This window comes from Pseudomonas sp. zfem003, assembly GCF_032621675.1.
GTDB lineage: Bacteria > Pseudomonadota > Gammaproteobacteria > Pseudomonadales > Pseudomonadaceae > Metapseudomonas > Metapseudomonas otitidis.
Window position 1 is genome coordinate 1 of record NZ_JAVYJG010000002.1, and the last position, 26981, is coordinate 26981.

Below are 26981 nucleotides of genomic sequence, written 5' to 3' on the forward strand. Positions count from 1 at the left end.
TAAGGACGCTACGGGATGGAGTGTGTTCGAGATTTTTTGTACGTCAAATTGTACGTCTAGCGGAAAAAACAAAGGCCTGCATCGCTGCAAGCCTTTGATTTATATGGTGCCGGCACCAGGAATCGAACCCGGGACCTACTGATTACAAGTCAGTTGCTCTACCTGCTGAGCTATACCGGCGAGGGGCGCCATTATAGCGATTGGCTGGGCCGAGTAAACCTCCCTCAGAGGGAGGGTGTGATGTCGGCCGATGCTTATGCACAAAAGGCATGAAGCTGGGACGATCGTGCAGCAAGCCTGTGACGCTGTTCATGGAAATGCCGCAAGTGGCTGTTTCACAGGCGCTTTGCCGACCTGGCCAGAAAATGACCGACTCGACCGGCGTGGCGGCTTGAAGGCGTTCCGGGGTGTTGCTCAGAAAGCATCAACAGAGTTATCCACAGGTCCTGTGGGCAACTTTCCGCGCTCGGCCAGGAGCATCAGGTTGCGTGGGGTCAGGTGGTGGGCGCAGAAGGGGCCGGCCTTGACCCGGTAGCCCTGCTCCTCCAGGTACAGCGCCCGGTCCAGCAGCAGCCAGCATTCCAGGGGACGCCGGTAGAGGGCCCGCAGCAGCTCCAGGTTGCGTACCTGGGCCAGGCGTTGCCAGCCGAGGGCTTCCAGCGCTGCCCAATCCGGTTCGGTGGTGATGGTGAGTGCGCGAAGGGCTGCCAGGTCATGGCAGTACCGGTCGAACGGCTTGTCCAGCCAGGCGACCGGCAAGGAGGGCGTGGTCAGGTAGGTGTCGCTGCCGCGCAGTTGCCGCTGCAGGTGGTCGAAGGCCAGGCGGCGGGCCATGGAGCGGTCGCGCTGGCGGCGGACGCGCGCGCCTGCGGTGACGGTCTCGCTCTGCACCAGGCGCAGGTCCCGGCGGTCCAGGTGGAGTGTGCTGTCCTGCGCGGCGGCGGAGAGCGGGGTGTAGGCCTCGTTGGCGATGCGGTTGTAGCAGCAGGGGGCAATGGCGAGCTGTTGGCAGCCGGCCTGGCTGGCCAGCTGCATCAGGCGCACGTGCAGGTCGCCGCAGGCATGCAGGGCGACGGTGGTGTGTTCCGGAGCCAGGCAATGGCCCGTGTCGGGGGCCAGTACGTCCTGCTGGCGGTGCAGGGCCTTGATCGGTACGCGATCACTCAGGCGTTGCCCGTCCTCCACCAGCTGCGGGTCCAGCTCCAGGGCTGTGAGCTCGCCGTGGCGCCAGGCCAGGGCGCGGCCGAGGTGGCCCTTGCCGGCGCACCAGTCCAGCCAGTGCCGGGGTTGGCGCTGGAAGGCGAGGTGATCGGCAAAGGCGCGGATCTGCTGCCACTTGCGCCCGGGTACATCCAGTTCCAGTTTGGCCGGCCATTCGCCGTTGCCCAGGCTGTCCAGTGGCGGCAGTGCGGTCAGGGCGCGGGCTGTGGCGGCCAGTTCGGCGAAGGGCGTCGGTGCGTCGGGCAGGTCCAGCTCTCCGTGGGCGGCCTCGGCCTGTTCCAGTGTCCGGCAGCGCAGCCAGGCCGCGAGTTCGGGAAGCTCGGACTCCCAGGCCAGGGCGGGCTCGGTGAAGGGCTCGGGTTGCCAGAAGCGCTGCCCGTCGACGAGGAAACGGTCGAGCGCCTGGAAGCGTTCCAGCAGTTCGGCGCCCTGGAGCGGGGCGGGATGAGGCATCTGGGAGGACGTGGGTGATGACGGGGAGCCGGAGTATACGCCGCTCCCGGGTGGGAGCGGCGCTCAGGGTCAGCGGCCCTGGCAGGCGTCGACCCGCAGCCATTTCTCCAACAGGCGGAAGGCGCGGACCAGTACGAAGGCGATCACCAGGTAGAAGACCCCGGCGGCGAAGAAGATCTCCACCGGCAGGTAGGTGCGGGCGATGATGGTGCGCGCCATGCCGGTCAGCTCCAGCAGGGTCACTGTGCTGGCCAGGGCGCTGGCCTTGAGCATCAGGATCACCTCGTTGCTGTAGGCCGGCAGGCCGATGCGCGCCGCGCGCGGCAGGATGATGTGCACCAGCGTCTTGGCCTGGGACATGCCCAGGGCCCGAGCCGCCTCGATCTCGCCCGGCGGGATGGCCTGGATGGCCCCGCGGATGATCTCGGCGATGTAGGCGGCGGTGTGCAGGGTCATGGTGATGACCGCACACCAGAACGGGCTGCGCAGGTACTGCCACAGGTCGCTGTGGCGCACCGCCTCGAACTGGGCCAGGCCGTAGTAGATCAGGAACAGCTGGACCAGCAGCGGCGTGCCGCGGAAGAAGAAGATGTAGCCGTAGGGCAGGGCGCGCACGTACCAGTGGCGGGAGGCGCGGGCGATGCCCATGGGCAGCGCCAGGATCAGCCCGGCGACCACGGCGATGGCCACCAGCTCCAGGGTCAGCAGCGCCCCGTCGAACAGGCGCGGCAGGTACTTGATGATCACGTCCCAGTTCATGCCGCGCTCCTCTTGAAGCCGCGTCCGGCGCGTTTTTCCAGCCAGTGCATGCCGATCATGGCGAGGACGGTCAGGCCCAGGTAGATGAAGGCCGCCACCAGGTAGAAGGTGAAGGGCTCCTTGCTGGCGGTCACGGCGATCTGCGAGCGGCGCATGATTTCCTCGAGGCCGATCACCGAGACCAGCGCGGTGTCCTTCATCAGGATCATGAACAGGTTGCCCAGGCCCGGCAGGGCGATGCGCCACATCTGCGGCAGGATCAGGCGCCAGAGGATGCGCCCGTTGGACAGGCCCAGTGCCAGGCCGGCCTCACGGTGCCCCTTGGGGATCGCCAGGATGGCGCCGCGGAACACCTCGGTGGCGTAGGCGCCGAAGCACAGGCCGAGGGCGATGGTACCGGCGGCGAAGGCCGACAGCTCCAGGCCGGGCACGCCGATCTTGTCGCCGATGGCGCGCATGAGGTTCACGGTGCCGAAGTAGATCAGCAGCACCCAGAGCAGCTCGGGCACCCCGCGCACCAGGGTGGAGTAGGTCCCGCCAAGCCACTGCAGCGGCTTCTTGGGGGAAGTCTTGGCCAGCGCACCGAGCAGACCCAGCACCAGACCGAGCGACAGCGCGCAGAGCGCCAGCTTGATGGTCATGAGGGTGCCGGCCGCCAGGGCGGGGCCGAATCCGTAGAGGTCGAGGTTCATCTGCAAGGCTACTGCTGGGGACCGGCGCCGCGTGGGCGGCGCCGGTCAGGCGGGCATCAATAGATGCTGAAAGGGAAGTACTTGTCGTTGATCTTCTTGTAGGTGCCGTCCGCGACGATTTCCTTCAGGGCCGCGTTCAGCTTCTCGCGCAGGGGGTCGCCCTTGCGCACGGCGATGGCGATCTTGTCGTTGTCGAACACCGGCTCGCCCTTGAATTCGAAGCCCTTGCCGGCATCGCTCTTGAGCCATTCCCAGTTCACGAACTTGTCGGCCAGCACGCCGTCGACGCGCCCGGAGGCCAGGTCGAGGTAGGCGTTCTCCTGGGTGTCGTAGAGCTTGATGTCGACGATGTCCGCCATGTTGTCTTCCAGCCAGGTGCCGGCGATGGTGGCGCGCTGGGCACCGATGACCTTGCCTTTCAGGCTGCCCTTGTCGGTCTTGAAGTCAGCGTCCTTGGCGGCGATGAACTGGAGCTTGTTGGTGTAGTAGGCGTCGGTGAAGTCGACGGCCTGCTTGCGTTCCTCGGTGATGGACATCGAGGCGGCGAGGAAGTCGAACTTCTTGGCGTTCAGGGCCGGGATGATGCCGTCCCAGTCAGAGGTGACCACGTCGCACTCCACCTTCATCTTGGCGCACAGGGCCTGGGCGACCTCGACGTCGAAGCCACCGACCTTGCCGCTGGCGTCGATCAGGTTGAAGGGCGGGTAGGCGCCTTCGGTGCCGATCTTCAGCTTGTCGGCGGCCACGGCGTGGGTGCCGAAGGCCAGGGTGGCGGCAGCGGCCAGCAGGATCTTCTTGTAGTTCTTCATGCGTACTTGCTCCGTGTTTTAGCGATTGCTGGACATGAATTGTTTGCAACGCGCCGAGGTCGGGTTCTCGAACACCTGCTGCGGCGGACCCTGTTCCTCCACCAGGCCCTGGTGGAGGAAGACCACCTCGGTGGACACCTGGCGGGCGAAGTTCATCTCGTGGGTCACCAGCAGCATGGTCCGGCCCTCTTCGGCGAGTGCGCGGATCACGTTAAGCACTTCTTGTACCATCTCGGGGTCGAGGGCCGAGGTGGGCTCGTCGAACAGGATCACTTTAGGCTGCATCGCCAGCGTGCGCGCGATGGCCGCGCGCTGCTGCTGGCCGCCGGAGAGCTGGGCGGGGTAGGCGTGGCGCTTGTCGGCGATGCCGACCTTGGCCAGCAGGGCCTCGGCCACCTCGGTGGCTTCGGCCTTGCTCTGGCCGAGCACGCGGCGCGGCGCCTCGATGATGTTGTCGAGGACCGTCATGTGCGGCCAGAGGTTGAAGTTCTGGAAGACGAAGCCGATCTCGCTGCGCAGGCGATTGATCTGGCGGTTGTCGGCGGCCACCAGTTCGCCGGAGCGGGCGGCCTTCAGCTTGAGTTCCTCGCCGGCCACGATGATCTGGCCCTTGTGCGGGTTCTCCAGCAGGTTGATGCAGCGCAGGAAGGTGGACTTGCCGGAACCGGAGGAACCGAGGATGGAAATGACGTCACCGTCGCGGGCGGTCAGGGAAATGCCCTTCAGCACCTCCAGTTCGCCGTAGCGTTTATGCAGGTCGCGGATTTCTAGCGCGGGCGTGGCCTCGGCCATGGGGGTTCCTCTTATTGTTCGGATGCGCTCCGGCTGCGATCGGCCTTCCTGGCGAGGGGGCAACCTAGCATAGGCCCCAGGGGGCGCCAAGGGCGCTTCCGGGGCGTGACCGGGCGGTTTCGCTGGCTTGTCGCATCATTGCAGGCGATTGTCGCGCGGACGCAAGAAGGCCTGGAAAAGCGGGTGCGGCGCACCCTACGCGCAAACGCCTGGCAATTCCAGTGCCAGGCCGTCGCGGTCAGCGGGCGAGGAGGGCGCTGACCTTGCCGCGCAATTCCTCGATGCCGAAGGGCTTGGCGATCACGTCCTGGAGGGCGGCGCGGGCGGGGTCGGGGCGGATCGATTCGGCGTAGCCGGTGGCGAACAGCACGCGCAATGACGGGTGCAGGGTGCAGGCCCGCGTCGCCAGTTCCTGGCCGTTCATCCCGGGCAGGCCGACATCGGTGAGCAGCAGGTCCACCGACTCATGCTCCAGCAGTGCCAGGGCCTGTGCCGCGTCGCCGGCTTCCAGTGCCTCGTAGCCGAGCTCTTCCAACACTTCCACGGTGAGCATGCGGACCACCTCGGCATCCTCCACCACCAGCACGCGCCCCAGGGGCGGGGTGCCCTGCCCGAGGGCATCGGCGTGACGTTCTTCTATGGGCAAGGAAACCTCCGACGGGTTCATGGCGGGCGCTTGCCGGCGCCGGGCTGGGCGATATAGCACGGTTGGCGCCGTGGCGCCCCCGTGTCCGCGCCGCATCGGTGCGCGGGGCACCCGGACAGTGCGTGACCGGGTACGGCAGTTTAGAAGAACACGGGCAGAAAAAATTCCCACAATTTATGTGAACCTTTCCCACGCTTAAGGTGCTCCAAGCGAAGCGATAATGCGGCACCCCATCGTCGCCCAGGATTCGATTGGTTAATGCAAACACTCGCATTACCATGCCGGACCCGCAGTTTTACCCTTCATATCGGTGATTTTCGGCGCTAAGCCAGGGAAGCCAGATGACCAATGATCTGACAGACGAGACGCGTTTCCGTCGCATCCTCGCGCGCAACGTTGCGTTGCCGCTGGGGGTGGGCGTCGCCGGGGCCGCCCTGTTCGTGGCCCTGATCTCCTACCTGCTCTATGTCCTCAGCTGGGTCGAGCACACCGACCAGGTGATCAGCAATGCCAACGATGGCCTGCGCCTGTCGGTGGACCAGGAATCCGGCATGCGCGGCTACCTGATCAGCGGCAATGCAGCCTTCCTGCAGCCTTACGAACAGGCGCGGCCGCGGATCAAGGCCGCCATGGAGGGGCTGCGCGAACTGGTGGTGGACAACCCCGCCCAGGTCGAGCGGGTGCGCGCCATCGAAGCCCTGCAGGCCGAGTGGGACCGCTTCGCCACCCAGATGATCAGCCGCAAGCAGAACGGCGAGAACGTCTCCGACACCGTCAGCGAAGGCCGTGGCAAGCAACTGGTGGACGCCATCCGCGAGCAGTACCGCACCTTCATCAACATGGAGCGGCAGCTGCGCCACGAGCGCAACGAAAAGGCCAACTCCACCGCCATCTTCACCATCAGCCTCTACCTGCTGTTCAGCCTGACCTTCGCGGGGGCGCTGGCGTACTTCGGGCGCCGTGAGCTGGTGGCGCTGTCCAGCACCTACGGTGAGTCCCTCGCCCAGCAGCGTGCCCACAGCGAGCACCTCACCCAGCAGCGCTGGCTGGGGGACGGCCAGGCGGCCCTGTCGGAGCGCCTGCTCGGCCAGCAATCTCTGCCGGTGATCGGGCGCAACGCCCTGGAATTCCTTGCCGCCTACCTGGGCATGGCCGTGGGCGCCCTGTACCTGCGGGAAGAGGGCGGCACCCTGCGGCGCGTCGCCAGCTACGGCCTGGAGCGCGACGACCAGGCGCCCGACCAGATCCTGCCGGGCGAAAGCCTGGTGGGGCAGGCGGCCCTGGAGAACCGCCTGATGGCCCTCGACGACCTGCCCGCCGGCTACCTCAAGGTCGCCACCAGCCTCGGCCAGACCGACGCCGAAGGCGTGCTGCTGGTGCCCACCCACAGCGACGGCGTGGTCAACGGCGTGCTGGAGCTGGGCTTCCTGCGGCGCCTCTCCGCCCGCGACCAGGCGCTGATGCCGCTGATCGCCGGCAACCTCGGTACCGCCATGGACGCATCCCGCTACCGCCAGCGCCTGCAGGAAGTGCTCGGCGAGACCCAGCAGCTCAACGAAGAGCTGCAGGTGCAGCAGGAAGAGCTGAAGACCGCCAACGAGGAACTGGAAGAACAGTCCCGCGTGCTGCGCGAGTCCCAGGCCAGCCTGGAGGCCCAGCAGGCCGAACTGGAGCAGACCAACGAGCGCCTGGCCGAACAGGCCCAGGAGATGGCCGCCCAGCGCGATGACCTGGACGACAAGAACACCGCCCTGCAGCAGGCCCGCCTGGAACTGGAGGCCCGTGCCGAGGAGCTGCAGCGCGCCAGCCGCTACAAGTCCGAGTTCCTCGCCAACATGTCCCACGAGCTGCGCACCCCGCTGAACAGCTCGCTGATCCTCGCTCGCCTGCTGGCCGACAACCCCGAGGGCAACCTCAATGACGAGCAGGTCAAGTTCGCCGAGTCCATCTATTCCGCCGGCAACGACCTGCTCAACCTGATCAACGACATCCTCGACATCTCCAAGGTCGAGGCCGGCAAGCTCGACCTGCGCGCCGAGAACGCCCCGGTGCGGCGCCTGGTGGACGGCCTGCGCGAGCTGTTCACCCCGCTGGCCGAGCAGAAGGCCCTGGCCTTCAGCGTCGAGGTGGCCGACGACGTGCCCGACCAGCTCTGCACCGACCGGCAACGGGTGGAGCAGATCATCAAGAACCTGCTGTCCAACGCCATCAAGTTCACCGACCAGGGCGCCGTGTCCCTGCGGGTCGAGCGGGTTCCGGCGGGCATCGCCTTCGCCGTGCGCGACAGCGGCATCGGCATCCGCGCCGACCAACTGGACCTGATCTTCGAGGCCTTCCGCCAGGCCGACGGCACCACCAACCGCCGCTACGGCGGTACCGGCCTCGGTCTGTCCATCTCCCGCGACCTGGCGCAGCTGCTTGGCGGCAGCATCCAGGCCAGCAGCGAGCCGGGCCAGGGCAGCCTGTTCACCCTGGTACTGCCGGAACACTGGACGCCGGCCGACGAGCCGCCGGTGCCCTTGCCCGCGCCCAAGCCCAGTGCGCCGACTCCGCCGCCCGCCCGCCCGGCCGTGGCGGCGACCCTGGCACCGGCCACCCACGCGCCGATCCCCACCTTCCCGGACGACCGTGACCAGGCCCCGTCGGATGAGCGCTGCGTACTGGTGATCGAGGACGAGCCCAAGTTCGCCCAGATCCTCTACGACCTGGCCCACGAACTGGGTTACCGCTGCCTGGTGGCCCATGGCGCCGATGAAGGCTTCCACCTCGCCGAGCGCCATGCACCGGACGCCATCCTGCTGGACATGCGCCTGCCCGACGAGCCGGGCCTCTCGGTGCTGCAGCGTCTCAAGGACACGCCCCGCACCCGCCACATTCCCGTGCACGTCATCTCGGTGGAGGACCTCAGCGAGGCCGCGTTGCACCTGGGCGCGGTGGGCTACGCGGTCAAGCCCACCACCCGCGAGCAGCTCAAGGATGTGTTCGCCCGCCTCGAAGCCAAGCTCACCCAGAAGGTCAAGCGCGTGCTGCTGGTGGAGGACGACGCCCTGCAGCGCGACAGCATCGCCCGGCTGATCGGCGACGACGACATCCAGATCACCGCCGTCGAGTTCGGCGAACAGGCCCTGGAACTGCTGCGCAGCACCCTGTTCGACTGCATGATCATCGACCTCAAGCTGCCCGACATGCAGGGCAACGAGCTGCTGCGGCGCATGGGCAGCGAGGACATCTGCTCCTTCCCGCCGGTGATCGTCTACACCGGGCGCAATCTCTCCCGGGACGAAGAGGCCGAGCTGCTCAAGTACTCCCGCTCCATCATCATCAAGGGCGCGCGCTCGCCGGAGCGCCTGCTGGACGAGGTCACCCTGTTCCTGCACAAGGTCGAGTCGGAACTCTCCAGCGAACGGCAGAAGATGCTCAAGACCGCCCGCAGCCGCGACCGTGTGTTCGAAGAGCGGCGGATCCTGCTGGTGGACGACGACGTGCGCAACATCTTCGCCCTCACCAGCGCCCTGGAGCAGAAGGGCGCGCGGGTGGAAATCGCTCGCAACGGACGTGAGGCGCTGGACAAGCTCGAAGCCGTGGACGATATCGATCTGGTGCTGATGGACGTGATGATGCCGGAGATGGATGGCTACGAAGCCACCCGGCGCATCCGCCAGCAGCCGCGCTGGGCCAAGCTGCCGATCATCGCCGTCACCGCCAAGGCGATGAAGGACGACCAGGACCTGTGCATCCGCGCCGGCGCCAACGACTACCTGGCCAAACCCATCGACCTGGATCGCCTGTTCTCGCTGATCCGTGTCTGGCTACCGCGTCTGGAGCGCATCTAGATGGCCGACCGCACCCAGGAAATCGAGCTGCGCCTGCTCATCGAGGCGATCTACCTCAAGTACAGCTACGACTTCCGCGACTACTCGGGCGCTTCCCTCAAGCGCCGGGTGCTCTACGCCCTGCGGCAGTTCGACTGCGCCACCATCTCGGCCCTGCAGGAGCGCATCATCCACGACCCGCAGGCCTTCCACGAGCTGCTGCAGTACCTGACGATCCCGGTCAGCGAGATGTTCCGCGACCCCTCCTACTACCTCGCCCTGCGCCAGGAAGTGGTGCCCATCCTGCGCACCTACCCCTCGCTCAAGGTGTGGATTGCCGGCTGCAGCACCGGCGAGGAGGTGCACTCCATGGCCATCCTGCTGCACGAGGAAGGGCTGCTGGAGCGCACCCTGATCTACGCCACCGACATCAACCCGCGCTCCCTGGAGAAGGCCCGGCGCGGCATCTACGCCCTCGACGACATGCGCAAGTACAGCGAGAACTACCGCCTGGCCGGCGGCCAGGGCTCGCTGTCGGACTACTACACCGCCGCCTACGACGGCGCTCTATTCGACAAGCTGCTGCGCGAGAACGTGACCTTCGCCGACCACAGCCTGGCCACCGACAGCGTGTTCTCCGAGACCCAGCTGATCTCCTGCCGCAACGTGCTCATCTACTTCAACAAGCAGCTGCAGGACCGCGCCCTCGGCCTGTTCCACGAATCGCTCTGTCACCGCGGCTTCCTCGGCCTGGGCAGCAAGGAGAGCCTCGACTTCTCCGCCTACGCCGGCCACTTCGAAGCCCTCAACCGCCCGGAACGGGTGTTCCGCAAGCTATGAACGGGCCCCAGCGCATGGCCGTGGTGGTGGGCGCTTCCGCCGGAGGGGTGGAGGCCCTGCTGCAGGTGTTCGCCGGGCTGCCGGCGGGCTACCCGCTCACCCTGGCCTGCGTGCTGCACCTGCCCGAAGGGCGCGAGAGCCTGCTGGCCGAGCTGTTCGCCCGGCGCCTGGCGGTGCGCGTGCGCGAGGCCCGGGACAAGGAGAGCCTGGCCCCCGGCACCCTCTACGTCGCCCCGCCGGGCTACCACCTGTCCATCGAACGCGACGCCAGCTTCTCCCTCAGCCGCGAGGAGCCGCTGCACTTCTCCCGGCCCTCCATCGACATCCTCTTCGAGTCCGCCGCCGACTGCTACGGCGAGCGCCTGGTGGGGGTGCTGCTGACCGGCGCCAACGAAGACGGTGCCCGCGGGCTGGCCTACATCCAGCAACAGGGCGGCCTCAGCGTCGTGCAGGACCCGCACGACGCCCAGGTGCCGACCATGCCCGAGGCCGCGCTGGCCACCCACCGTCCCGACCACATCCTCCCGTTGCGGGGCATCCGCGACCTCCTGGCACGACTGGACCCATCCCATGCCGAGTAATCCACCAAGCAAGCTGCTGATCGTCGACGACCTGCCGGAGAACCTGCTGGCCCTGGAAGCCCTGATCAAGGAGGACGGCCGCGAGGTGCACCAGGCCGCCTCCGCCGACGAGGCCCTGGCCCTGCTGCTGGAGCACGAGTTCGCCCTGGCCATCCTCGACGTGCAGATGCCGGGCATGAACGGCTTCGAGCTGGCCGAACTGATGCGCGGCACGGAGAAGACCAAGCACATCCCCATCGTCTTCGTCAGCGCCGCCGGCCGCGAGCTGAACTACGCCTTCAAGGGCTACGAGAGCGGCGCGGTGGACTTCCTCTACAAACCGCTGGACACCCACGCCGTGCGCAGCAAGGTGGCGGTGTTCGTCGAACTGCACCGCCAGCGCAAGCTGATGGCCCAGCAGCTGGAAGCCCTGGAGGCGGCGCGCCGCGAGCAGGACACCCTGCTGGCCGAACTGCGCGCCACCCAGGCCGAGCTGCAGCGCGCGGTGCAGATGCGCGACGACTTCATGTCCATCGTCTCCCACGAGCTGCGCACCCCGCTCAACGGCCTGATGCTCGACACCCAGCTGCGCCAGAACCACCTGGCCAAGGGCAACGTCGCGGTGTTCACCGAGGCCCGCCTGCGCACCCTGTTCGACCGGGACGAGCGGCAGATCCGCAGCCTGGTCCGGCTGATCGAGGACATGCTCGACGTCTCCCGCATCCGCACCGGCAAGCTCTCCATCCGCCCCGAGCCCTGCGAGCTGGGGCAACTGGTGCGCCATGTGGCGGAGAACTTCGCCGCGCAGATGGAGGCCGCCGACTGCGCGCTGGACCTGCAGGTGGAGGACGGCGTCACCGGCGTGTGGGATGCCTTCCGCATCGAGCAGGTGGTCAGCAACCTGTTCAGCAACGCCCTGCGCTACGGCACCGGCAACCCGGTGCAGGTGGTGGTGCGGCGTGACGGCGAATGGGCGCGGGTGGAGGTGCGCGACCAGGGCATCGGCATCTGCGCCGAGGACCAGAGGCGCATCTTCCAGCAGTTCGAACGGGCCGGCGGCGCCGACAAGGTGGCGGGGCTGGGGCTGGGGTTGTTCATTTCCGAGCAGATCATGCTCGCCCACGGCGGCCGCATCGAGCTGTGCAGCACACCGGGGGTGGGTTCCACCTTCAGCCTGCTGCTGCCGACTGCCTGAGGCGGTTCAGGCCGCCAGCGGCCGCGCCAGGGGCAGGTGCAGCGTCGCCACCAGGCCGCCTTCCGGCTTGTTGTGCAGGCTGGCGCTGCCGCCCAGGCGCTCCATGATCATCGCCACGATGGACAGGCCGAGGCCGGCGCCGTGGCTGTTGCCCTCGCTGTAGAAACGCTGGAACACCCGCTCCAGCTTGTCCGGCTCGATGCCGGGGCCCTGGTCGTCCACGGCCAGCAGCAGTTCATCCCCTTCGCGCCGCAGTGACACCCGGATCAGCCCGCCGGGTGGCGAATGGTTGACCGCGTTGGCCACCAGGTTCTGCACGGCGATGCCGATCACCCCGGCATCGCTGTCCAGGTGGTAGTCGCCGGGCTCGATCTCCATGGCCGGCTCCATGCCCTTGCCGATGATCCACGGGGTGAGTTCGGCCAGGGTGTCGGTGACCACCTTGGCCAGGTCGATGGGGGTGCAGGGGCGCTGGGCCAGCAGCGGCTCGACCCGGGCCATGGTGAGCAGCTGGTTGACCACCCGGCTGAGCCGGTCCACCCCGCCGATGAGGAAATCCAGCGCCTTGCGCCGGTCCTGTTCGTTCTCCGCCTGCAGGGCGTTCTGCGCGTGCAGCCGGAGGATGGCCAGCGGCGTGCGCATTTCGTGGGCGGCGTCGGCGATGAAGCGGTGTTCACGGCGTAGCAGCGCGTCGATCTGCCCGAGCAGGCGGTTCAGGGCCGCCTGCATGGGTTCCAGCTCCCGGGGCAGCGGCACCAGTTGCAGCGGTTCGAGGGATTCGGCGTGCCGCGCGCGGATCACCCGCGCCATGTTCTGCAGCGGCTTCAGGCCCCAGCCGATGGCCAGCCAGACCAGCAACGCCAGGGCCAGGCTGCCCACCAGGAAGGGCGCCAGGGTGTGGCGGACGATGCGCGAGACCAGGTCGCCGCGCACGTCGTTGCGCTCGCCGACCCAGATCAGCACGTGCTGCTCCGGCACCGGCAGGAGGAAGCCGCGCCACTGGCGGCCGTCCAGGGTCAGGTTGCTGAAGCCCGGCTCGCGCAGCGGCTGGTCGAACTGCGGGGCGCTGGGGGTGCGCACCAGCACGTCGCCGTTCTCCCGCCACACCAGGAAGGCCAGCTTGCTCTCGTAGGGGTGGCCGACACGGTGCTTGCCGGCCTTGGCCAGGGCGTCGTTGTAGGCGGCGTAGAGGGCCTGCCGCTCGGGGTCGGCCAGCGGCATGCTCATCACCCCCTGGAGCAGGCGGGCGTTCTGCGCCAGGTGGGCGTCGTAGATCTCGGCGATCTCGTGGCTGCTGTCGTGGTGGTTGTACAGGGCGAGCAGGCCGGTGCCGAGCAGCAGCAGCGCCATGACCCGCCACAGCGTGCGCTGGCGCAGTGAACTCATGCCTGCCCTTCCACCAGGTAGCCGATGCCACGCACGGTGCGGATCAGCTCGCTGAAGAGCTTCTTGCGCAGGTGGTAGATGTGCACTTCCAGGGTGTTGCTCTCGGCCTCTTCCTCCCAGCCATAGAGCAGCTGGGTCAGGCGCTCGCGGGTGAAGACCTTGCCCGGCTGGGCCAGCAGTTCGTGCAGCAGCAGGTATTCCTTGGGCGTCAGCACCACGGTCTGACCGTTGTAGGTGACCTGCTGGCTGGAGGGGTCGAGGGTGATCCCGGCGTGCTCGATCAGCACCGTGGCGCGGCCGGTGCTGCGGCGCAGCAGGGCGCGCAGCCGGGCCTTCAGTTCGTTGAGGTCGAAGGGCTTGACCAGGTAGTCGTCGGCGCCCGCGTCGAGGCCGGCGATGCGGTCCTCGGTGGCGTCGCGGGCAGTGAGGATGAGCACCGGCAGGGTGGCGCCGCCGCCGCGCAGGCGCTTGAGCAGCTCGATGCCGTCCAGGCGCGGCAGGCCGAGGTCGAGCACCACCAGGTCGAATTCCTCGGTCTGCAGGGCGTGCAGCGCGCTGGCGCCGTCCTGCAGCCAATCGATGGTGTAGCCCTCCTGGCGCAATCCGGTGCGCACCCCTTCGCCGAGGGCGGGGTCATCCTCTACCAGCAGCAGACGCATGCTCAGTCCTGTTTGTCCTTGATGTCCTTGAGTAAAGCATCGATCTCGGCGCGGCGGCCCTTGTCGGCCAGCTCGCGGCCGGGGCGCGGCGCGGCCTGCAGGGCTTTCTGCAGGGCAGCGCGGGCCTCGCTGTAGCGGCCCTGGCGTGCCAGGTGGTCGCCCCAGAAGTAGAGACTGTCGATGCCCTCGGGGTTGATTTGCAAGGCCTTGTTGAGCAGCGCCTCGGCCTTGTCGGCATCGCCGAAGCCGATGGGCCAGCCGGGCACGCGGTCATACAGGGCGGCGAGGCTGGTGTAGGCCGAGCCCTGCAGGGCATTGGGGTCTACGGCCAGGGCCTGTTCCAGGCTGGCGCGGGCGTCCTTCACCTTGCCGAGGGCGCCGAGCCCGCCCTGGGCGCCGGCCCAGCTGCTGGTGACGATGCCGTTCCAGATCCACGCTTCGGCGGCCTTGGGTTGCTCGCGGGTGAAGGCCTGGGTCTCCACCGCCAGCTTCTCGAAGGCGTTGGCGCGCTCTTTTTCGGGCAGGTTGTACTGGATCTCCGCCCAGCGCTGCTGGATGGTGGCCAGGCGCTGGGTGCTGGCGGGGTCGAGGGCCCAGGCCAGCGGGGTGGCCAGGAGCAGGCCGATCAGCATCAGGCGTTTCATTTCGCGTGTTCCTTGTGGTTGGCGTCGCTGTAGCGGCGGATCAGGGGAAGCTGCTTGCGCAGGGCGCGGTCGACCAGGCCGGGCAGCATGCCGTTGAGGCGCACGAAGAGCTTCTCCGGCCAGCCCAGGTAGAGCTCGCTGCGGTTGTTCTGGATGGCCTGCAGCACCGCCGAGGCGACGTCGCGCGGGTCGTCCATGCCCACCTTCAGGGCATCGTTGAGGGCCACGGCGGCATCGCTGTTCATGCTGGTGCGGGTGGCGCGGGGCGCGACGTAGAGCACGTCCACCGGGGTGTCCGCCAGTTCCCGGCGCAGTGCTTCGGAGAAGCCGCGCAGGGCGAACTTGGTGGCGCAGTAGGTGGCGTAGCCGGGGTAGCCGATGGAGCCGTAGGTGGAGCCGACGTTCACCACCAGCGCCTGGCTCTGCTCGCGCAGCAGCGGCAGCATCTGCCGGGTGAGCTGCAGGGTGGCCTTGAGGTTGAGGTCGATCAGGTCGTCCAGGGCGGCTTCGTCGAGCTGGTCGAGCAGGGCGAAGCGGTTGATCCCGGCGGCGTTGATCAGCAGGTTGGCGCCGCCCATGGCGCGCGCCTTCTCGACGATCCGCTGGCGGGCCTCGGGCTCACGCAGGTCGGCACCCAGCCAGCGCAGCTTGTTGGGGTAGCGCTTGAGCAGGTCGGCCAGCGCGTCGGACTGACGACTGACCGCGATCACCAGGGCACCGGCGGCGCACAGCTGCTCGGCCAGCTGCAGACCGATGCCACCGCTGGCACCGGTCAGCACCACGCGGCACTCAGGCAAGCGCATGTCGCACCTCGTTCGGGCTCACCTGGGCACGCGGCAGGCCGAGGAACATGTCGGTGTAGAGGCGATAGACCACCTTGGCGGCATGGATCACGGCGTCCTGGTCTTCCGGGCGGTCCAGGCGGTTCATCAGGCTGCGGTAGGTGGCCATGTGGTCGATGTCCAGGGCGCCGTGGGAGCTGAGGTAGCTGAAGGCGGTGGGCGGCAGGCTCAGGCTCTCGCGGATGGTGCCGGCCGCCTGGGTGGCCAGGGCGATGCTGGTGCCTTCGAGGACGTTGACCATGCCGAACAGGCCCACCGGGTTGTCACGGGCGATCAGGTCGTAGAGGAAGGCCACCATCAGCTCGATGGACAGGGCCGGGCGGCTGTTGCGCACCTGCTCGGCGTCGCCCCCGCAGGCGGCGATGTCGTTGAGGATCCACTGCTCGTGGCCGTATTCCTCCTCGATGTATTCGCACACGGCACCGCGCAGCCATTCCAGGCGGCCCGGCAGTTTGGCGCCGCAGGCCATCATCAGCGGTACGGTGTGGCGCACGTGGTGGTAGGCCTGGGTGAGGAAGGCGACGTAGCCCTCCAGGCTGACGACGCCGGAGAGGGCGTCACGGATGACCGGGGCATTGAACAGGGCCTGGCGTTCCTGGGCGGTGGCGTCTTGCAGGGTGTCGAAGAAAGACATGGTGTCGAACCTCATTCGTTGACGAGTTCAAAAAGGGAATCGCGGTAGTGGGCGAGGATCTCGGCGCGGCGTGGGCGGCCGTTGGCGGTGAGCATCCCGTTGGCGGTGCTGAAAGGTTCCGGCAGGCGCTGCCAGCTGTGGATCCGGGCGTAGTCGGGGAGGGCGGCATTGCTGCGCTGCACGGCCTGCTCCAGGGCATCGTCGCTGGCCTTCGGGTCCAGCGGCCAGAGCAGCGCCAGGTTGTGGTCCAGGCCCTCGCCGTAGACGAATGCCTGGAGGATCACGCCGCCCTGGGTCAGCTCGGCCTCGATCCACTCGGGGTTCACGTTGCGGCCGAAGCTGGTGATGAACTGGTTCTTCTTGCGCCCGGCCAGGTACAGGTAGCCGTCTTCATCGAAGCGGCCAAGGTCACCGGTGGGCCACCACTGGCCCTGGAACGGCGGCTCGCCCAGGTAGCCGAGCAGGGTGCTGCCGCTGACCAATACTTCGCCGTCCTCGGCCAGCATCACCTGCACATGGGGCAGCGGGCGGCCGACGCTGCCGGCACGGTGGGCTTCGGGGCGGTTCAGGCACACCACCGAGGCGCATTCGGAGAGGCCGTAGCCCTCGAACACCGGCAGCCCCACGGCCTCGGCACGCTCCAGCAGGCTCGGGGCGACCCGGGCACCGCCGACGGCGACGAAGCGTAGCGGGCCGACCTTCATCAGGCCGCGTTCGACGGCAGTGACCAGGCCCAGCAGCAGTTGCGGAACCAGGATCATGCTTTCCGCGCCGCTGAGGGCGATGCAGCCCAGCAGGCGCGTCCAGTCGACGCCGCTGGCGCCGTTGATGCCCATCTGCGGCTGCGGCAGAACGGTGAGGCTGGCCCCGGCGATCAGCGCCGCGTACAGCCCGAGGTTTTCCAGCAGCACCGCCAGGGGCAGCACCGCCAGGTACTTGCCCGGCTCGGTGGAGCGGCTGGCCTGCTCCAGCTGATGGGCCACCCGCAGCATGGCTTCGGCCGAGAGGCACACGCCCTTGGGCGAGCCGGTGCTGCCGGAGGTGTAGGTGATCTTCGCGGTGCCGGCCGGCAACTGGCTGGCGCCCGCAACCGGGCGGTGCCAGAACGGCTGGCCCCAGGTGAAGCCGGCGCTGCGCAGCTCGTCGCTCAGTGCGTCACCGGCCAGCACCAGGCTGGCCTGGCTCTGGGCGAGGCAGTGGGCACGCTGGGCGGCGCTGAAGAAGGGCGGCAGGATCACGCAGGGACGCTCGGCGAACAGCGCCGCCAGGTCCCAGAACAGCGCTTCGGGGCCGTTATCCAGGGCGAAGGCGAAGACGCCAGCGGGCTGCTCGCGCAGCAGGGCGACGCGGCTGTCCACTTCGTCCAGCAGCTGGGCGTAGCTGTAGCTGCGCTCGGTGCCGCGGACCGCCACCTGGTGCGCCCGCTCGTGGGCGTGCTGGCTCAGGAGGTCGTGGAACTGTCGGACTTCAGGCTGCATGGCCGGCCTCCGCGAGGAGCAGGGGAAACCCCAGGCGCTGGAACACCCCCTGGCGCTCCAGTTCGTCGTGGCCGTAGCGGATGTCGCCGGCATAGACCCGGGGTTGCAGGGCGTAGTAGCTGCCCCAGCTGGCACCTTCGCCACCCAGGCGTTCCGGGTCGGCTTCGGCCAGTTGCACCGGCTCCAGGCCAAGGCGGCGGAAGCTGTTGATCAGCCCGGCGGCCCCGGTGAAGGAGACCCAGCGCAGGTCGCGTGCTGCCAGCAACCAGGTCACGGCGATGATGATCAGGCGGGCGTTGCCGGCGTTGAGGGAGCTGAGGTTGCCCACCTCCACCAGTTCGACGCGGTCGATCGGGCGGCCGACGGCCTGGGCCACGGATTGCTCCAGGGGCGCATCCAGGTAGCGCTCGAGAAACAGCGGCCCGCTGGCGGCGATGCGCATGCCGGCCACGGCGGTCAGTTGGCCGGCGCCGTCACGCAGGGCCAGCAGCTCGGGCAGGAAGTGCTGCACGTCGGCATCGTGGGCCTGCTCGAAGCGGTCGTGGACGAAGGCTTCCAGTTCGGCACGGGCCGGGTCGTCGGCCTGGTGCAGGGTCAGGCTGTAGCGGCGCTCGCCCAACCCGAAGTGAAGGGGGAACAGGGCATTCCATTCCAGCTCAGTCATGTGGCGCACCCATCGGTTCGTTGGATGGTGCGCAGTATCGGTAGGGATTCTGAAGGCAGTCTTAAGGTGGCTTAAGGCTGGAAAAAAGTTTTTCGAGGGCGGGAAGCGGTAAAACGCAGGCAACAAAAAACCGGCGCTAGGGCCGGTTTTCTGTGTGTTCCTGATGATGCCTGGCACCACCTGGAACTGAATGGTGGTGCCCAGGGACGGAATCGAACCGCCGACACGGGGATTTTCAATCCCCTGCTCTACCAACTGAGCTACCTGGGCAACGGGGCGCTATTAAACGGATTTCGAAGGGGGTAGTCAAGCGTGTCCTGAAAAAAATTTTCAGCCTTTACGGGCGCTTACGCGCTCGGGGGGACATAGCCCTCGGCCTGGGCGTATTCCTCGCCGGAGAGGAACTTGTCCATTTCGGCCTGGAGGAACTTGCGATCCTCGGCGTTCATCATGTTCAGGCGACGCTCGTTGATCAGCATGGTCTGGTGCTTCTGCCACTCTTCCCAGGCTTTCTTCGAGACGTTGTTGAAGATGTCTTCGCCCTTGGCGCCGGGGTAGGGCGGTTTGTCGAGGCCGGGCAGTTCCTCGTGGTACTTGCGGCACTGGACGGTACGGGTCATGGCGAATCTCCTGCATTCAATACGTCGGCGGCGCGCTTGAGCAGCTTCTTGACCGGAGCGGCCAGGCCCAGGCGCGGCGGGGTGGCGAGGTTATACCAGAGCCAGTCGGCATCGGCCATTTCGCGGTGGCTGCCCTCGACGGGCACCAGCCAGGGTTCGATGGCGAGCTGGAAGTGGCTGAAGGTGTGGGTCAGGCCGGGCAGTTCGCGGGCCTGGCCGAGCTGCAGGGCGTGCTGCGTGGCCAGGGGGGCGAGGGCGTCGAGGTCGTCCAGCTCGGGCAGGCTCCACAGGCCGCCCCAGAGGCCACTGGAGGGGCGCCGGTAGAGCAGGATGGCGCCATCGCGGTTGGCCAGGATCGGCATCAGGGTGCGCTTCTGCGGCAGGGCCTTGCGCGGCTTGGGCACCGGGTAGCGGATCTCCAGCCCCAGCAGGTGGGCCTGGCAGCCTTCGCGCAGGGGGCAGAGCAGGCAGCTGGGCTTGCTGCGGGTGCAGAGGGTGGCCCCCAGGTCCATCATCGCCTGGGTGTAGTGGTTGACCCGTTCGTGGGGGGTGAAGCGCTCGGCGACGGCCCACAGCTGCCTGGCCACCTTGGGTTCGCCGGGGTAGCCCTCCTGGGCGACGTAGCGGGCCAGGACGCGCTTGACGTTGCCGTCGAGGATCGGGGCGCGCAGGCCCATGGACAGGCTGGCGATGGCGCCGGCGGTGGAGCGGCCGATGCCGGGCAGCTCGGCGAGCTGCTCGACGTCGCGGGGGAATTCGCCGCCGTGGCGTTCCATGACGATCTTCGCGGTCTTCTGCAGGTTGCGCGCGCGGGTGTAGTAGCCGAGCCCGGTCCACAGGTGCAGGACTTCGTCCTCGGGCGCCTCGGCCAGGTCGCGCACGGTGGGCAGAGCGGCCATGAAGCGGTCGAAGTAGCCGAGCACGGTGCTGACCTGGGTCTGCTGCAGCATGATTTCCGAGACCCACACCCGGTACGGGGTGATGCCCTGTTGCCAGGGCAGGTCGTGGCGGCCGTGGAGGTCGTACCAGGCGAGTACGGCGCTGGAGAACTGCTCGGGTGTCATCGCTTGAACAGCCCCTTCAGTGCGTCCTTGAGTTCCGGGCTGACCTTGTCACCAAGCTTTTCTTCGAGCTTCTCGCTGAGCTTGTCGCCGGCCAGCTTGGCGGCGATCTTGCCCATGCCGTCCTTGTCCAGGCGGCAGGCCTTGGCACCGATCTCCAGCGGGCCGCGGCAGTGCAGCGGCCATTCCAGGCCGACGTAGCGCTGGTTGACCTGGCAGGCCGGGTCGGCCATGGCGCTCTTGTCACCTTCGATGACGATGCCGGCGCGGTAGTCCATACCCAGCACGCGCAGGTCGACGTCGCCGTTGCCGTTGAGGGTCAGGCCGGGGATGCGCGCCTTGAGGTCGGGGTTGCTGGCCACGCCGTTGGTGAAGGTGAGGCTGCCGCGCAGTTCCTGGAAGGGGGTTTCCTTGCCTTCGTAGCTGGTGGTGAGGGGCTTGCGGTTGAGCAGGGCGATGCCCTGGCAGAGCTGCTGCTCCAGGTTGGCGTCGAGCAGGGCGCCGTCGTTGAGGACGAAGCTGGCGGTGCCGTTGAGGGCGTCGATCCAGGCCTTCTCGCTGTTGCCACGGGTGCGCAGGTCGGCGTTGAGGTCCAGGGCGCCGCGAACCGGCGGTTTCTGGTCGAGGGCCTTGAGGATCTTCTCCACCGGCACGTGGCTGATGCGTTTGCGGGCGCTGAGCTGGGGCACGTCGCTGCGCACGTCGAGCTGGGCGCTGGCGTCGAATTCACCACCGTAGAGGCCGCCGCGCAGCTGCTCCAGGGTGATCTGGCCGGCCTTGCCACGGGCCCTGAGGCGGGCGTCGGTGATCGGCAGCTTGTCCAGCGTCAGCTGGCCGAAGGCCAGGTCGGCCTCCAGGTCGAGCTTGCGCAGGCTGTCGAGGGGCAGCAGCGGGGCTTCGCTCCAGGCCTGCTGGGTGGGCTTCTCGGGCAGCGGGGTGGTGCCCTGGCCGGCGCTGGCGACGGTGCCCTGGATCTCGGCCTGGCGGGCGCTGGCGTCGTCCTTCTTCTTCGGCGGCAGGTAGCGGTCGAGGTCGAGCTTGTCGGCCTTGAGCTGGGCGCGCAGGGCCTGGCGCTCGATGTCGGCCACGGCCAGGCGGCCGCTGAAGCTGCTGTCGTCGAGCTTGAGGGTCAGCTGTTCCAGGGCGAGGTCGCTGGGGCTGCCCTTGAGCTGGGTGGCCAGTTCGAAGCGCTTGAGGGTGTTGGCGTCCTGCATGGCCGGCAGTTCGACGCCGAGGCCGGTGAGGAATTCGCGCAGGTCGAGCTGGGCGATGGAGAGGCCGCCTTCCAGGCGCGGGGTCTTGTCCAGGTCGTGGACCTTCAGTTCACCCAGTGCGCGCAGCTGGTTGGCGGAGAGCTTGAGGCTGTTCCATTCGGCGATGTTGGCGCCGAGGTCGGCCAGCAGCTGGCCCTGGGCGCTGAAGGTGAGGGTCTTGCCCTTGAACGGCTCGCCCGAGGCTTCGCCGCCGAGCTTGGCGTCTTCCAGCTGGTAGCGCTTGAGGGCGCGGTCGAAGCGCAGGCTGGCGGTGAGTTCGGTCTTGGCGCGCAGCACCGGCTTGTTGGTGCCGAAGAAGGCGCTGAGCTTGAAGGGGATGGCGGCGCCTTCGCGGATGGCGCCGGTGGTCAGTTCGATGCCTTCGGCGCTGTACTGCTGGCCGGTCTTGGCGTCGGTGTAGTCCACGCGGGCGTTGTTGACGGTGAGGCTGTCGATGTCCAGCTTCAGCGGCCGTTCGTTGCCGGCGGGCTTGGGCTGTTCCGCCGGCGCGGGGGTGCCTTCGGCGGCGGGGGCAGGCGTGCTGGCGGCCTGGGCCGGGCGGCCGATGTCTTCCCAGTTGCCACGGCCCTTCTCGTCACGGGCCAGGGTCAGGTCGAGGCCTTCGACGCGGATGTCGCTCATCTGCACTTCCTTGCGCAGCAACGGCATGACGCGCACGGAGAGGCCGAGCAGGGCCAGGTTGGCGAAGGGCTTGTCGGGGCTGGCGGCGCTGGCCAGGGTGGTGTCGTGCAGTTCCAGGCCGAGCCAGGGGAACAGGCTCCAGCCGATGTCGCCCTTCAGGTCCAGCTCGAGGTTGGCCTTGTCGCGGGCGATCTGGCGGATTTCATCCTTGTAGTCGTTGGGATCGAACAGGTGGGTCAGGGCGAAGCCCAGGGCCACGATGATCAGCAACAGCCCGAGGAGCAGCAGGCCCAGGAGTTTGCCGATGGATTTCATGGACGAGTCCTTGTGATGAGTGCCGGAGGAAGGGCGCGAGTATAGCGCCAGCGGTTGTGCTGTTTGATGGCCAAACGCGGCGGCGGTTCACCGGGCTGGCGCCTGCGGCCCGTCTGACTGGCGCGTGCCGTCGCGTGACGGGGGCGGCGGCTGGTCTAGGCTGCGCTGCACAACGACAAGAACGGGAGATGCGCCATGAACGTGGCGGTGCTGGCCTTTCCGCTGTACATCCTGCTGATCCTGCTGGAGCTGGCCTACGAGCGGCGCAGCGGGCGTTCCACCTACCGCCTGGCCGATGCGGCCACCAGCGTCAACACCGCCGTGCTGCGGGTGGTGCTGGAGGGGCCGCTGCGCCTGTTGCTGGTGCTGCCCTACGCCTGGCTCTACGAGCACGCGCGCCTGCTGGAGCTTGACCCGACCTCGCCCTGGGTGTGGCTCGGGGGCTTCGTGGCGGTGGACTTCTGCTTCTATTGGGCGCATCGCACCCTGCACCGCTACAACCTGCTGTGGGGCGCGCACCAGCCGCACCATTCCAGTGAGGACTTCAACCTGTCGACGGCGCTGCGCAAGGGCGCATTCCAGACCGCCTTCGACTGGCCCTTCTACCTGCCCCTGGCACTGCTGGGGCTGCCGTTGCCGCTGTTCCTGGTGCTGCTCGGGGTGCAGCTGGCCTACCAGTTCTGGATCCACAGCCAGCACATCGGTCGCCTCGGCTGGCTGGAGAAGGTGCTGGTGACGCCGTCCCTGCACCGGGTGCACCACGGGCAGAACCCGCGCTACATCGATCGCAATCACGGTGGGGTGTTCATTCTCTGGGACCGGCTGTTCGGCACCTGGCAGGAGGAGGACGAGCCGGTGGTGTACGGGGTGACCACGCCGGTGCGCACCTTCGACCCGCTGCGCCTGCAGTTCAGCTGGTGGCGCCTGCTGTGGGCCGATGCGCGGGCGACCCGTTCCTGGTGGGACAAGCTGCGGCTGTGGTGGATGCCCACCGGCTGGCGCCCGGCGGACGTGCGCCAGCATCCCTGGCCGTCGATGGACGGGCCCCGCCATGAGCCGTGCCACGGGGCGAGCCTGACGGGTTATGCGCTGGCGCAGTTCCTGGTGATCAACCTGCTGGCGCTGGCGTTTCTGCTCAGCGTGCGCCAGGCCCTGGCCTGGGAACCCTGGCTGCTGGTGCTGGCGATCCTCTGGGGCTGCGTGAGCCTGGGGCTGCTGTTCGATGGGCAGCGCCTGGCCCCCCGGCTGGAGGGCGCGCGGCAGCTGGGGCTGGCCGTGCTGGCGATGGGCTGGGCGCTGTGGGCGGGCGGCCCGGCCTGGGTCGGCTGGGCGCTGGCGGGGTTCCACCTGGCCAGTCTGCTCTGGCTCGGCTGGCTGCTGCGGGAGCGCCCGTCGGGGGTGCCGGCCTAGCAGGCCGGGTCGAGGGGCAGGTGCAGCCGGGCGGCCAGGGCCTGGGCTTCCAGATGGTCCTGGGGGCCCTGCAGGCGCAGTTCGCAGCCGGCCTCGCGGGCCAGGCGGGTGGCCTCGTCCAGCAGGCGGCGGGCCACGCCCCGGCGACGGGTGACGCTGCGCACGCACAGGTGGGAGAGCCGCCAGGCGTCGCGTTCGCAGCGCAGCAGGGCGGCGCCCAGCAGGCGGTCGTTGAAGCGGCCGGTCAGCAGCCAGCCCTGCGCCAGGCCTTGCGCCACCAGGTCCCCGGCGTCGGCATAGGGCGGCAGCAGCCAGGCCGGGGCGTCGGCGTAGATGCGGCCCAGGTCGGTGCGGTCCTGCTCGCTGAGCTGGGTGGGGCGTTCGACGATGACAGGCATGGGTGTCCTTGTTGAGGCCAGGAGGTGGGGTCCGGATAATACGCGCCGCAGGCCGAATCATCGTGGGATTGTTTCGCCTGCTAGTGTGAGTTTGTGGGCGGTGCGTGGGGAGACTGCGCGCACCGCCCGACCCACCTGCGTGCATATCAAAAAAACAGGATAACGACACAATGAGCAGTACCCTGAGCTTGGGCGGCGATGCCGTCCGGCCCGCGTTCCTTTCCAAGGAGCGCACCATCGCCCGACCGGGCTTCAACCGCTGGCTGGTGCCGCCGGCGGCCCTGGCCATCCACCTCTGCATCGGCATGGCCTATGGCTTCTCGGTGTTCTGGCTGCCGCTGTCCAAGGCCATCGGCATCACTGCGCCGGTGGCCTGCTCCCCGGAGATGAGCTTCATCGCCCAGGTGTTCTCCAGCAACTGTGACTGGCCGATCTCCATGCTGGGCTGGATCTACACCCTGTTCTTCATCTTCCTCGGCTGCTCGGCCGCCATCTGGGGTGGCTGGCTGGAACACGCCGGTCCGCGCAAGGCCGGCCTGGTCTCGGCCTTCTGCTGGTGCGGTGGCCTGCTGATTTCGGCCTTCGGCGTCTACATCCACCAGATCTGGCTGATGTGGGTCGGCCTGGGGGTGATCGGCGGCATCGGCCTGGGCCTGGGCTATATCTCGCCCGTCTCGACCCTGATCAAGTGGTTCCCGGACAAGCGCGGCATGGCGACCGGCATGGCCATCATGGGCTTCGGCGGTGGTGCCATGGTCGGCGCGCCGCTGGCAGCCGAGCTGATGAACCACTTCGCCAGCGCTGAAAGTGTCGGTGTGTGGCAGAGCTTCGTGGTGATGGCGGTGGTCTATTTCATCTTCATGGTGGGCGGCGCCCTGGCGTACCGCGTGCCGCCGACCGGCTGGAAGCCCGAGGGCTGGACCGCGCCGGTGAAGAAGGCCAACAACGCGATGATCACCAAGGGCCACGTCCACGTGAACACCGCGTGGAAGACCCCGCAGTTCTGGCTGGTCTGGGCCGTGCTGTGCCTGAACGTCTCCGCCGGCATCGGCATCATCGGCATGGCCTCGCCCCTGCTGCAGGAAGTGTTCGGCGGCAAGCTGATCGGCAACCACCTGAGCTTCAACGAGCTGGATGCCTCTCAGCTGGCGCAGATCGCCGCCATCGCGGCCGGCTTCACCGGCCTGCTGAGCCTGTTCAACATCGGTGGCCGCTTCTTCTGGGCGTCCTTCTCCGACCTGATCGGCCGCAAGGCAACCTACTTCGTGTTCTTCGCCCTGGGCTTCCTGCTCTACGCGCTGGTGCCCTGGACCGGTCACCTGGGCAGCGTGGCGTTCTTCGTCTTCTGCTTCTGCCTGATCCTGTCCATGTACGGCGGCGGCTTCGCCACCGTGCCGGCCTACCTGGCGGACCTGTTCGGTACCCAGATGGTCGGTGCCATCCACGGTCGCCTGCTGACGGCCTGGGCCTTCGCCGGCATCCTCGGCCCGGTGCTGGTGAACTACATCCGCGAGTACCAGCTGAGCGTGGGTGTCGAGCGCGCTGCCGCGTACGACATCACCCTGTACATCCTCGCCGGCCTGCTGGTGCTGGGCTTCCTGTGCAACCTGCTGGTGCGCCCGGTGGCGCCGAAGTACTTCATGACCGACGCCGAGCTGGCCGCCGAGCGCGCCATCGGCCATGACGCCAGCCAGAGCACCCAGGTTCTGGAGTGGTCGGCCGACCCGTCCAGCCGCCCGCTGGTGATTGCCGCCTGGCTGGCCGTCGGCCTGCCGCTGGCCTGGGGGGTGTGGATCACCCTGCAGAAGACCGCCGCGCTGTTCGGCTGATCGTCCCTGCACCGGTCGATGTCGGCGTCTTGCCGGCATCGCCCGGCTTCCTCCGCCGATCGGCTTCAAGCCTGTGGAAAACTCGGCCTATAATGTCGCCCCTTTCGCCCAATGATTTTGCGGAGTTGGTGATGGCCGAACGTAAGGCATCCGTTGAGCGCAACACCCTGGAGACCCAGGTCAAGGTCTCGATCAACCTGGACGGCACTGGCAAGGCCCGCTTCGACATCGGCGTGCCCTTCCTCGAGCACATGCTCGACCAGATCGCCCGCCATGGCCTGATCGACCTCGACATCGAGTGCAAGGGCGATCTGCACATCGACGACCACCACACCGTGGAAGACGTCGGCATCACCGTCGGCCAGGCCTTCGCCCAGGCCATTGGCGACAAGAAGGGCATCGTCCGCTACGGCCATGCCTATGTCCCGCTGGACGAGGCGCTGTCCCGCGTGGTGATCGACTTCTCCGGCCGCCCCGGCCTGCAGATGCACGTCCCCTTCACCCGCGCCACCGTCGGCGGCTTCGACGTGGACCTGTTCCAGGAGTTCTTCCAGGGGTTCGTCAACCACGCCCTGGTGACCCTGCACATCGACACCCTGCGTGGCCACAACACCCACCACCAGATCGAGACCGTCTTCAAGGCCTTCGGCCGCGCCCTGCGCATGGCCATCGAGCTTGACCCGCGCATGGCCGGCCAGATGCCCTCCACCAAGGGCGTGCTCTGATGCAGACCGTCGCAGTCATCGATTACGGCATGGGCAACCTGCACTCGGTTGCCAAGGCCCTTGAGCACGTCGGCGCCGGCCGTGTGCTGGTCACCAGTGACGCCAGCGTGATCCGCGAGGCGGACCGCGTGGTGTTCCCCGGCGTGGGTGCGATCCGCGATTGCATGGCCGAGATCCGCCGCCTGGGCTTCGACAGCCTGGTAGCCGAGGTCAGCAAGGACCGCCCGTTCCTCGGCATCTGCGTCGGCATGCAGGCGCTGCTGGAGCACAGCGAGGAGAACGACGGCGTCGACTGCATCGGCCTGTTCCCGGGCCAGGTGCGCTTCTTCGGCAAGGACCTGGCCGAGGCCGGCGAGCCGCTGAAGGTGCCGCACATGGGCTGGAACGAGGTGCAGCAGAGCGTGGCCCACCCGCTCTGGCACAACATCCCGGACCTGGCGCGCTTCTATTTCGTGCACAGCTACTACATCGAGGCCGGCAACCCCAAGCAGGTGGTCGGTCGCGGCCACTACGGCAAGGACTTCGCCGCCGCGCTGGCCGAGGGCTCGCGCTTCGCCGTGCAGTTCCACCCGGAGAAGAGCCACACCCACGGCCTGCAGTTGCTGCAGAACTTCGCCGCCTGGGACGGCCGCTGGTAAACCC

At 67.9% G+C, this 26981-nt stretch carries 25 protein-coding genes and 2 tRNA genes; 8 read left to right on the forward strand and 19 right to left on the reverse strand.

The window, feature by feature from the left end; all coding sequences use genetic code 11:
• Nucleotides 1-104 precede the first annotated feature (104 nt).
• The 7 genes from RTK35_RS03495 to RTK35_RS03525 form a co-directional block, all read right to left on the reverse strand.
• Nucleotides 105-180 (reverse strand) — tRNA-Thr (locus RTK35_RS03495).
• A 234-nt stretch (nt 181-414) separates the two neighbouring features.
• Entirely contained in the window at nt 415-1674 is a 1260-nt protein-coding gene (locus tag RTK35_RS03500; protein ID WP_316907401.1) for a methyltransferase, read from the reverse strand.
• A gap of 69 nt (nt 1675-1743) precedes the next feature.
• A complete protein-coding gene (locus RTK35_RS03505) occupies nt 1744-2433 on the reverse strand; it encodes an ABC transporter permease (RefSeq protein WP_044405365.1) in 690 nt (229 codons plus the stop codon).
• Nucleotides 2430-3125, reverse strand: a complete 696-nt coding sequence (locus tag RTK35_RS03510) for an ABC transporter permease (protein ID WP_044405367.1) — start codon at nt 3123-3125, stop codon at nt 2430-2432. The genes RTK35_RS03505 and RTK35_RS03510 overlap by 4 nt, the downstream gene beginning before the upstream one ends.
• A gap of 56 nt (nt 3126-3181) precedes the next feature.
• Nucleotides 3182-3934, reverse strand: coding sequence for an ABC transporter substrate-binding protein (locus RTK35_RS03515; protein WP_316907402.1), 753 nt, complete (start codon nt 3932-3934; stop codon nt 3182-3184).
• Nucleotides 3935-3952: 18 nt separating this feature from the next.
• On the reverse strand, nt 3953-4726 hold the full coding sequence (locus RTK35_RS03520) for an ABC transporter ATP-binding protein (RefSeq protein ID WP_044405371.1): 774 nt from the start codon (nt 4724-4726) through the stop codon (nt 3953-3955).
• Between the two features lie 238 nt (nt 4727-4964).
• Complete coding sequence (locus tag RTK35_RS03525; RefSeq protein ID WP_268193484.1) at nt 4965-5372, reverse strand: response regulator; 408 nt, start codon at nt 5370-5372, stop codon at nt 4965-4967.
• A 341-nt stretch (nt 5373-5713) separates the two neighbouring features.
• Between RTK35_RS03525 and RTK35_RS03530 the strand changes: the two genes are divergently transcribed.
• Genes RTK35_RS03530 through RTK35_RS03545 form a run of 4 tightly spaced genes read left to right on the forward strand, consistent with a single transcriptional unit; the run spans nt 5714 to nt 11779 of the window.
• Nucleotides 5714-9205 (forward strand): response regulator, encoded by a 3492-nt coding sequence (locus tag RTK35_RS03530; protein ID WP_316907403.1) that lies wholly within the window; start codon nt 5714-5716, stop codon nt 9203-9205.
• Nucleotides 9206-10024, forward strand: coding sequence for a CheR family methyltransferase (locus tag RTK35_RS03535; RefSeq protein WP_044405374.1), 819 nt, complete (start codon nt 9206-9208; stop codon nt 10022-10024).
• Nucleotides 10021-10605, forward strand: a complete 585-nt coding sequence (locus RTK35_RS03540) for a chemotaxis protein CheB (protein WP_316907404.1) — start codon at nt 10021-10023, stop codon at nt 10603-10605. The genes RTK35_RS03535 and RTK35_RS03540 overlap by 4 nt, the downstream gene beginning before the upstream one ends.
• A complete protein-coding gene (locus RTK35_RS03545; protein ID WP_316907405.1) occupies nt 10595-11779 on the forward strand; it encodes a hybrid sensor histidine kinase/response regulator in 1185 nt (394 codons plus the stop codon). The genes RTK35_RS03540 and RTK35_RS03545 overlap by 11 nt, the downstream gene beginning before the upstream one ends.
• A 6-nt stretch (nt 11780-11785) precedes the next feature.
• Here RTK35_RS03545 and RTK35_RS03550 read toward each other — a convergent pair whose 3' ends face one another.
• The 11 genes from RTK35_RS03550 to RTK35_RS03600 form a co-directional block, all read right to left on the reverse strand.
• A complete protein-coding gene (locus RTK35_RS03550) occupies nt 11786-13165 on the reverse strand; it encodes an ATP-binding protein (protein WP_142013631.1) in 1380 nt (459 codons plus the stop codon).
• Nucleotides 13162-13824 (reverse strand): response regulator, encoded by a 663-nt coding sequence (locus RTK35_RS03555; protein ID WP_044405381.1) that lies wholly within the window; start codon nt 13822-13824, stop codon nt 13162-13164. The genes RTK35_RS03550 and RTK35_RS03555 overlap by 4 nt, the downstream gene beginning before the upstream one ends.
• Nucleotides 13825-13826: 2 nt before the next feature.
• On the reverse strand, nt 13827-14468 hold the full coding sequence (locus tag RTK35_RS03560) for a tetratricopeptide repeat protein (protein WP_044405383.1): 642 nt from the start codon (nt 14466-14468) through the stop codon (nt 13827-13829).
• Nucleotides 14465-15271, reverse strand: coding sequence for an SDR family oxidoreductase (locus tag RTK35_RS03565; protein WP_316907406.1), 807 nt, complete (start codon nt 15269-15271; stop codon nt 14465-14467). The genes RTK35_RS03560 and RTK35_RS03565 overlap by 4 nt, the downstream gene beginning before the upstream one ends.
• Complete coding sequence (locus RTK35_RS03570; RefSeq protein WP_282887425.1) at nt 15258-15944, reverse strand: TenA family transcriptional regulator; 687 nt, start codon at nt 15942-15944, stop codon at nt 15258-15260. Before RTK35_RS03570 ends, RTK35_RS03565 begins: the two co-directional genes overlap by 14 nt.
• Nucleotides 15945-15955: 11 nt before the next feature.
• On the reverse strand, nt 15956-17422 hold the full coding sequence (locus RTK35_RS03575) for an AMP-binding protein (protein WP_222900490.1): 1467 nt from the start codon (nt 17420-17422) through the stop codon (nt 15956-15958).
• Nucleotides 17412-18086 carry a thermostable hemolysin gene (locus tag RTK35_RS03580; protein WP_253122142.1) on the reverse strand — a complete coding sequence of 225 codons (675 nt, stop codon included), beginning with the start codon at nt 18084-18086 and terminating at the stop codon, nt 17412-17414. Before RTK35_RS03580 ends, RTK35_RS03575 begins: the two co-directional genes overlap by 11 nt.
• Nucleotides 18087-18280: 194 nt before the next feature.
• Nucleotides 18281-18356 (reverse strand) — tRNA-Phe (locus tag RTK35_RS03585).
• A 77-nt stretch (nt 18357-18433) separates the two neighbouring features.
• On the reverse strand, nt 18434-18706 hold the full coding sequence (locus RTK35_RS03590) for an oxidative damage protection protein (RefSeq protein WP_044405395.1): 273 nt from the start codon (nt 18704-18706) through the stop codon (nt 18434-18436).
• Nucleotides 18703-19770: an A/G-specific adenine glycosylase gene (gene mutY / locus RTK35_RS03595; RefSeq protein ID WP_044405396.1), complete on the reverse strand. Its 1068-nt coding sequence runs from the start codon at nt 19768-19770 to the stop codon at nt 18703-18705. The genes RTK35_RS03590 and mutY overlap by 4 nt, the downstream gene beginning before the upstream one ends.
• Entirely contained in the window at nt 19767-21977 is a 2211-nt protein-coding gene (locus RTK35_RS03600) for an AsmA family protein (RefSeq protein ID WP_316907407.1), read from the reverse strand. Before RTK35_RS03600 ends, mutY begins: the two co-directional genes overlap by 4 nt.
• Before the next feature lie 195 nt (nt 21978-22172).
• Between RTK35_RS03600 and RTK35_RS03605 the strand changes: the two genes are divergently transcribed.
• Entirely contained in the window at nt 22173-23387 is a 1215-nt protein-coding gene (locus RTK35_RS03605; RefSeq protein ID WP_316907408.1) for a sterol desaturase family protein, read from the forward strand.
• On the opposite strand, the gene RTK35_RS03610 is transcribed toward RTK35_RS03605, so the two are convergent.
• Nucleotides 23384-23785: an acetyl-CoA sensor PanZ family protein gene (locus RTK35_RS03610; protein ID WP_316907409.1), complete on the reverse strand. Its 402-nt coding sequence runs from the start codon at nt 23783-23785 to the stop codon at nt 23384-23386. The two genes, RTK35_RS03605 and RTK35_RS03610, sit on opposite strands and share 4 nt — an antisense overlap.
• A gap of 170 nt (nt 23786-23955) precedes the next feature.
• On the opposite strand from RTK35_RS03610, the gene RTK35_RS03615 reads away from it, so the two are divergent.
• The 3 genes from RTK35_RS03615 (at nt 23956) to hisH (ending at nt 26977) form a co-directional block, all read left to right on the forward strand.
• Entirely contained in the window at nt 23956-25614 is a 1659-nt protein-coding gene (locus RTK35_RS03615; RefSeq protein WP_316907410.1) for an OFA family MFS transporter, read from the forward strand.
• A 131-nt stretch (nt 25615-25745) separates the two neighbouring features.
• Nucleotides 25746-26339 (forward strand): imidazoleglycerol-phosphate dehydratase HisB, encoded by a 594-nt coding sequence (gene hisB, locus RTK35_RS03620; RefSeq protein WP_069559962.1) that lies wholly within the window; start codon nt 25746-25748, stop codon nt 26337-26339.
• Nucleotides 26339-26977, forward strand: a complete 639-nt coding sequence (gene hisH, locus RTK35_RS03625; RefSeq protein ID WP_044405402.1) for an imidazole glycerol phosphate synthase subunit HisH — start codon at nt 26339-26341, stop codon at nt 26975-26977. The genes hisB and hisH overlap by 1 nt, the downstream gene beginning before the upstream one ends.
• The last annotated feature ends 4 nt before the right edge of the window (nt 26978-26981 follow it).

What these genes read in the sequence shown, in the direction of transcription:
- RTK35_RS03500 (WP_316907401.1), bottom strand. Translation starts at nt 1,674, where the DNA reads ATGCCTCATCCCGCCCCGCTCCAGGGCGCCGAACTGCTGGAACGCTTC.
- RTK35_RS03570 (WP_282887425.1), bottom strand. Translation starts at nt 15,944, where the DNA reads ATGTCTTTCTTCGACACCCTGCAAGACGCCACCGCCCAGGAACGCCAG.
- RTK35_RS03610 (WP_316907409.1), bottom strand. Translation starts at nt 23,785, where the DNA reads ATGCCTGTCATCGTCGAACGCCCCACCCAGCTCAGCGAGCAGGACCGC.
- RTK35_RS03605 (WP_316907408.1), top strand. Translation starts at nt 22,173, where the DNA reads ATGAACGTGGCGGTGCTGGCCTTTCCGCTGTACATCCTGCTGATCCTG.
- mutY (WP_044405396.1), bottom strand. Translation starts at nt 19,770, where the DNA reads ATGACACCCGAGCAGTTCTCCAGCGCCGTACTCGCCTGGTACGACCTC.
- RTK35_RS03575 (WP_222900490.1), bottom strand. Translation starts at nt 17,422, where the DNA reads ATGCAGCCTGAAGTCCGACAGTTCCACGACCTCCTGAGCCAGCACGCC.
- RTK35_RS03565 (WP_316907406.1), bottom strand. Translation starts at nt 15,271, where the DNA reads ATGCGCTTGCCTGAGTGCCGCGTGGTGCTGACCGGTGCCAGCGGTGGC.
- RTK35_RS03520 (WP_044405371.1), bottom strand. Translation starts at nt 4,726, where the DNA reads ATGGCCGAGGCCACGCCCGCGCTAGAAATCCGCGACCTGCATAAACGC.
- RTK35_RS03510 (WP_044405367.1), bottom strand. Translation starts at nt 3,125, where the DNA reads ATGAACCTCGACCTCTACGGATTCGGCCCCGCCCTGGCGGCCGGCACC.
- RTK35_RS03540 (WP_316907404.1), top strand. Translation starts at nt 10,021, where the DNA reads ATGAACGGGCCCCAGCGCATGGCCGTGGTGGTGGGCGCTTCCGCCGGA.
- RTK35_RS03535 (WP_044405374.1), top strand. Translation starts at nt 9,206, where the DNA reads ATGGCCGACCGCACCCAGGAAATCGAGCTGCGCCTGCTCATCGAGGCG.
- RTK35_RS03600 (WP_316907407.1), bottom strand. Translation starts at nt 21,977, where the DNA reads ATGAAATCCATCGGCAAACTCCTGGGCCTGCTGCTCCTCGGGCTGTTG.
- RTK35_RS03555 (WP_044405381.1), bottom strand. Translation starts at nt 13,824, where the DNA reads ATGCGTCTGCTGCTGGTAGAGGATGACCCCGCCCTCGGCGAAGGGGTG.
- RTK35_RS03515 (WP_316907402.1), bottom strand. Translation starts at nt 3,934, where the DNA reads ATGAAGAACTACAAGAAGATCCTGCTGGCCGCTGCCGCCACCCTGGCC.
- RTK35_RS03580 (WP_253122142.1), bottom strand. Translation starts at nt 18,086, where the DNA reads ATGACTGAGCTGGAATGGAATGCCCTGTTCCCCCTTCACTTCGGGTTG.
- hisB (WP_069559962.1), top strand. Translation starts at nt 25,746, where the DNA reads ATGGCCGAACGTAAGGCATCCGTTGAGCGCAACACCCTGGAGACCCAG.
- RTK35_RS03545 (WP_316907405.1), top strand. Translation starts at nt 10,595, where the DNA reads ATGCCGAGTAATCCACCAAGCAAGCTGCTGATCGTCGACGACCTGCCG.
- RTK35_RS03590 (WP_044405395.1), bottom strand. Translation starts at nt 18,706, where the DNA reads ATGACCCGTACCGTCCAGTGCCGCAAGTACCACGAGGAACTGCCCGGC.
- RTK35_RS03615 (WP_316907410.1), top strand. Translation starts at nt 23,956, where the DNA reads ATGAGCAGTACCCTGAGCTTGGGCGGCGATGCCGTCCGGCCCGCGTTC.
- RTK35_RS03560 (WP_044405383.1), bottom strand. Translation starts at nt 14,468, where the DNA reads ATGAAACGCCTGATGCTGATCGGCCTGCTCCTGGCCACCCCGCTGGCC.
- RTK35_RS03550 (WP_142013631.1), bottom strand. Translation starts at nt 13,165, where the DNA reads ATGAGTTCACTGCGCCAGCGCACGCTGTGGCGGGTCATGGCGCTGCTG.
- hisH (WP_044405402.1), top strand. Translation starts at nt 26,339, where the DNA reads ATGCAGACCGTCGCAGTCATCGATTACGGCATGGGCAACCTGCACTCG.
- RTK35_RS03505 (WP_044405365.1), bottom strand. Translation starts at nt 2,433, where the DNA reads ATGAACTGGGACGTGATCATCAAGTACCTGCCGCGCCTGTTCGACGGG.
- RTK35_RS03530 (WP_316907403.1), top strand. Translation starts at nt 5,714, where the DNA reads ATGACCAATGATCTGACAGACGAGACGCGTTTCCGTCGCATCCTCGCG.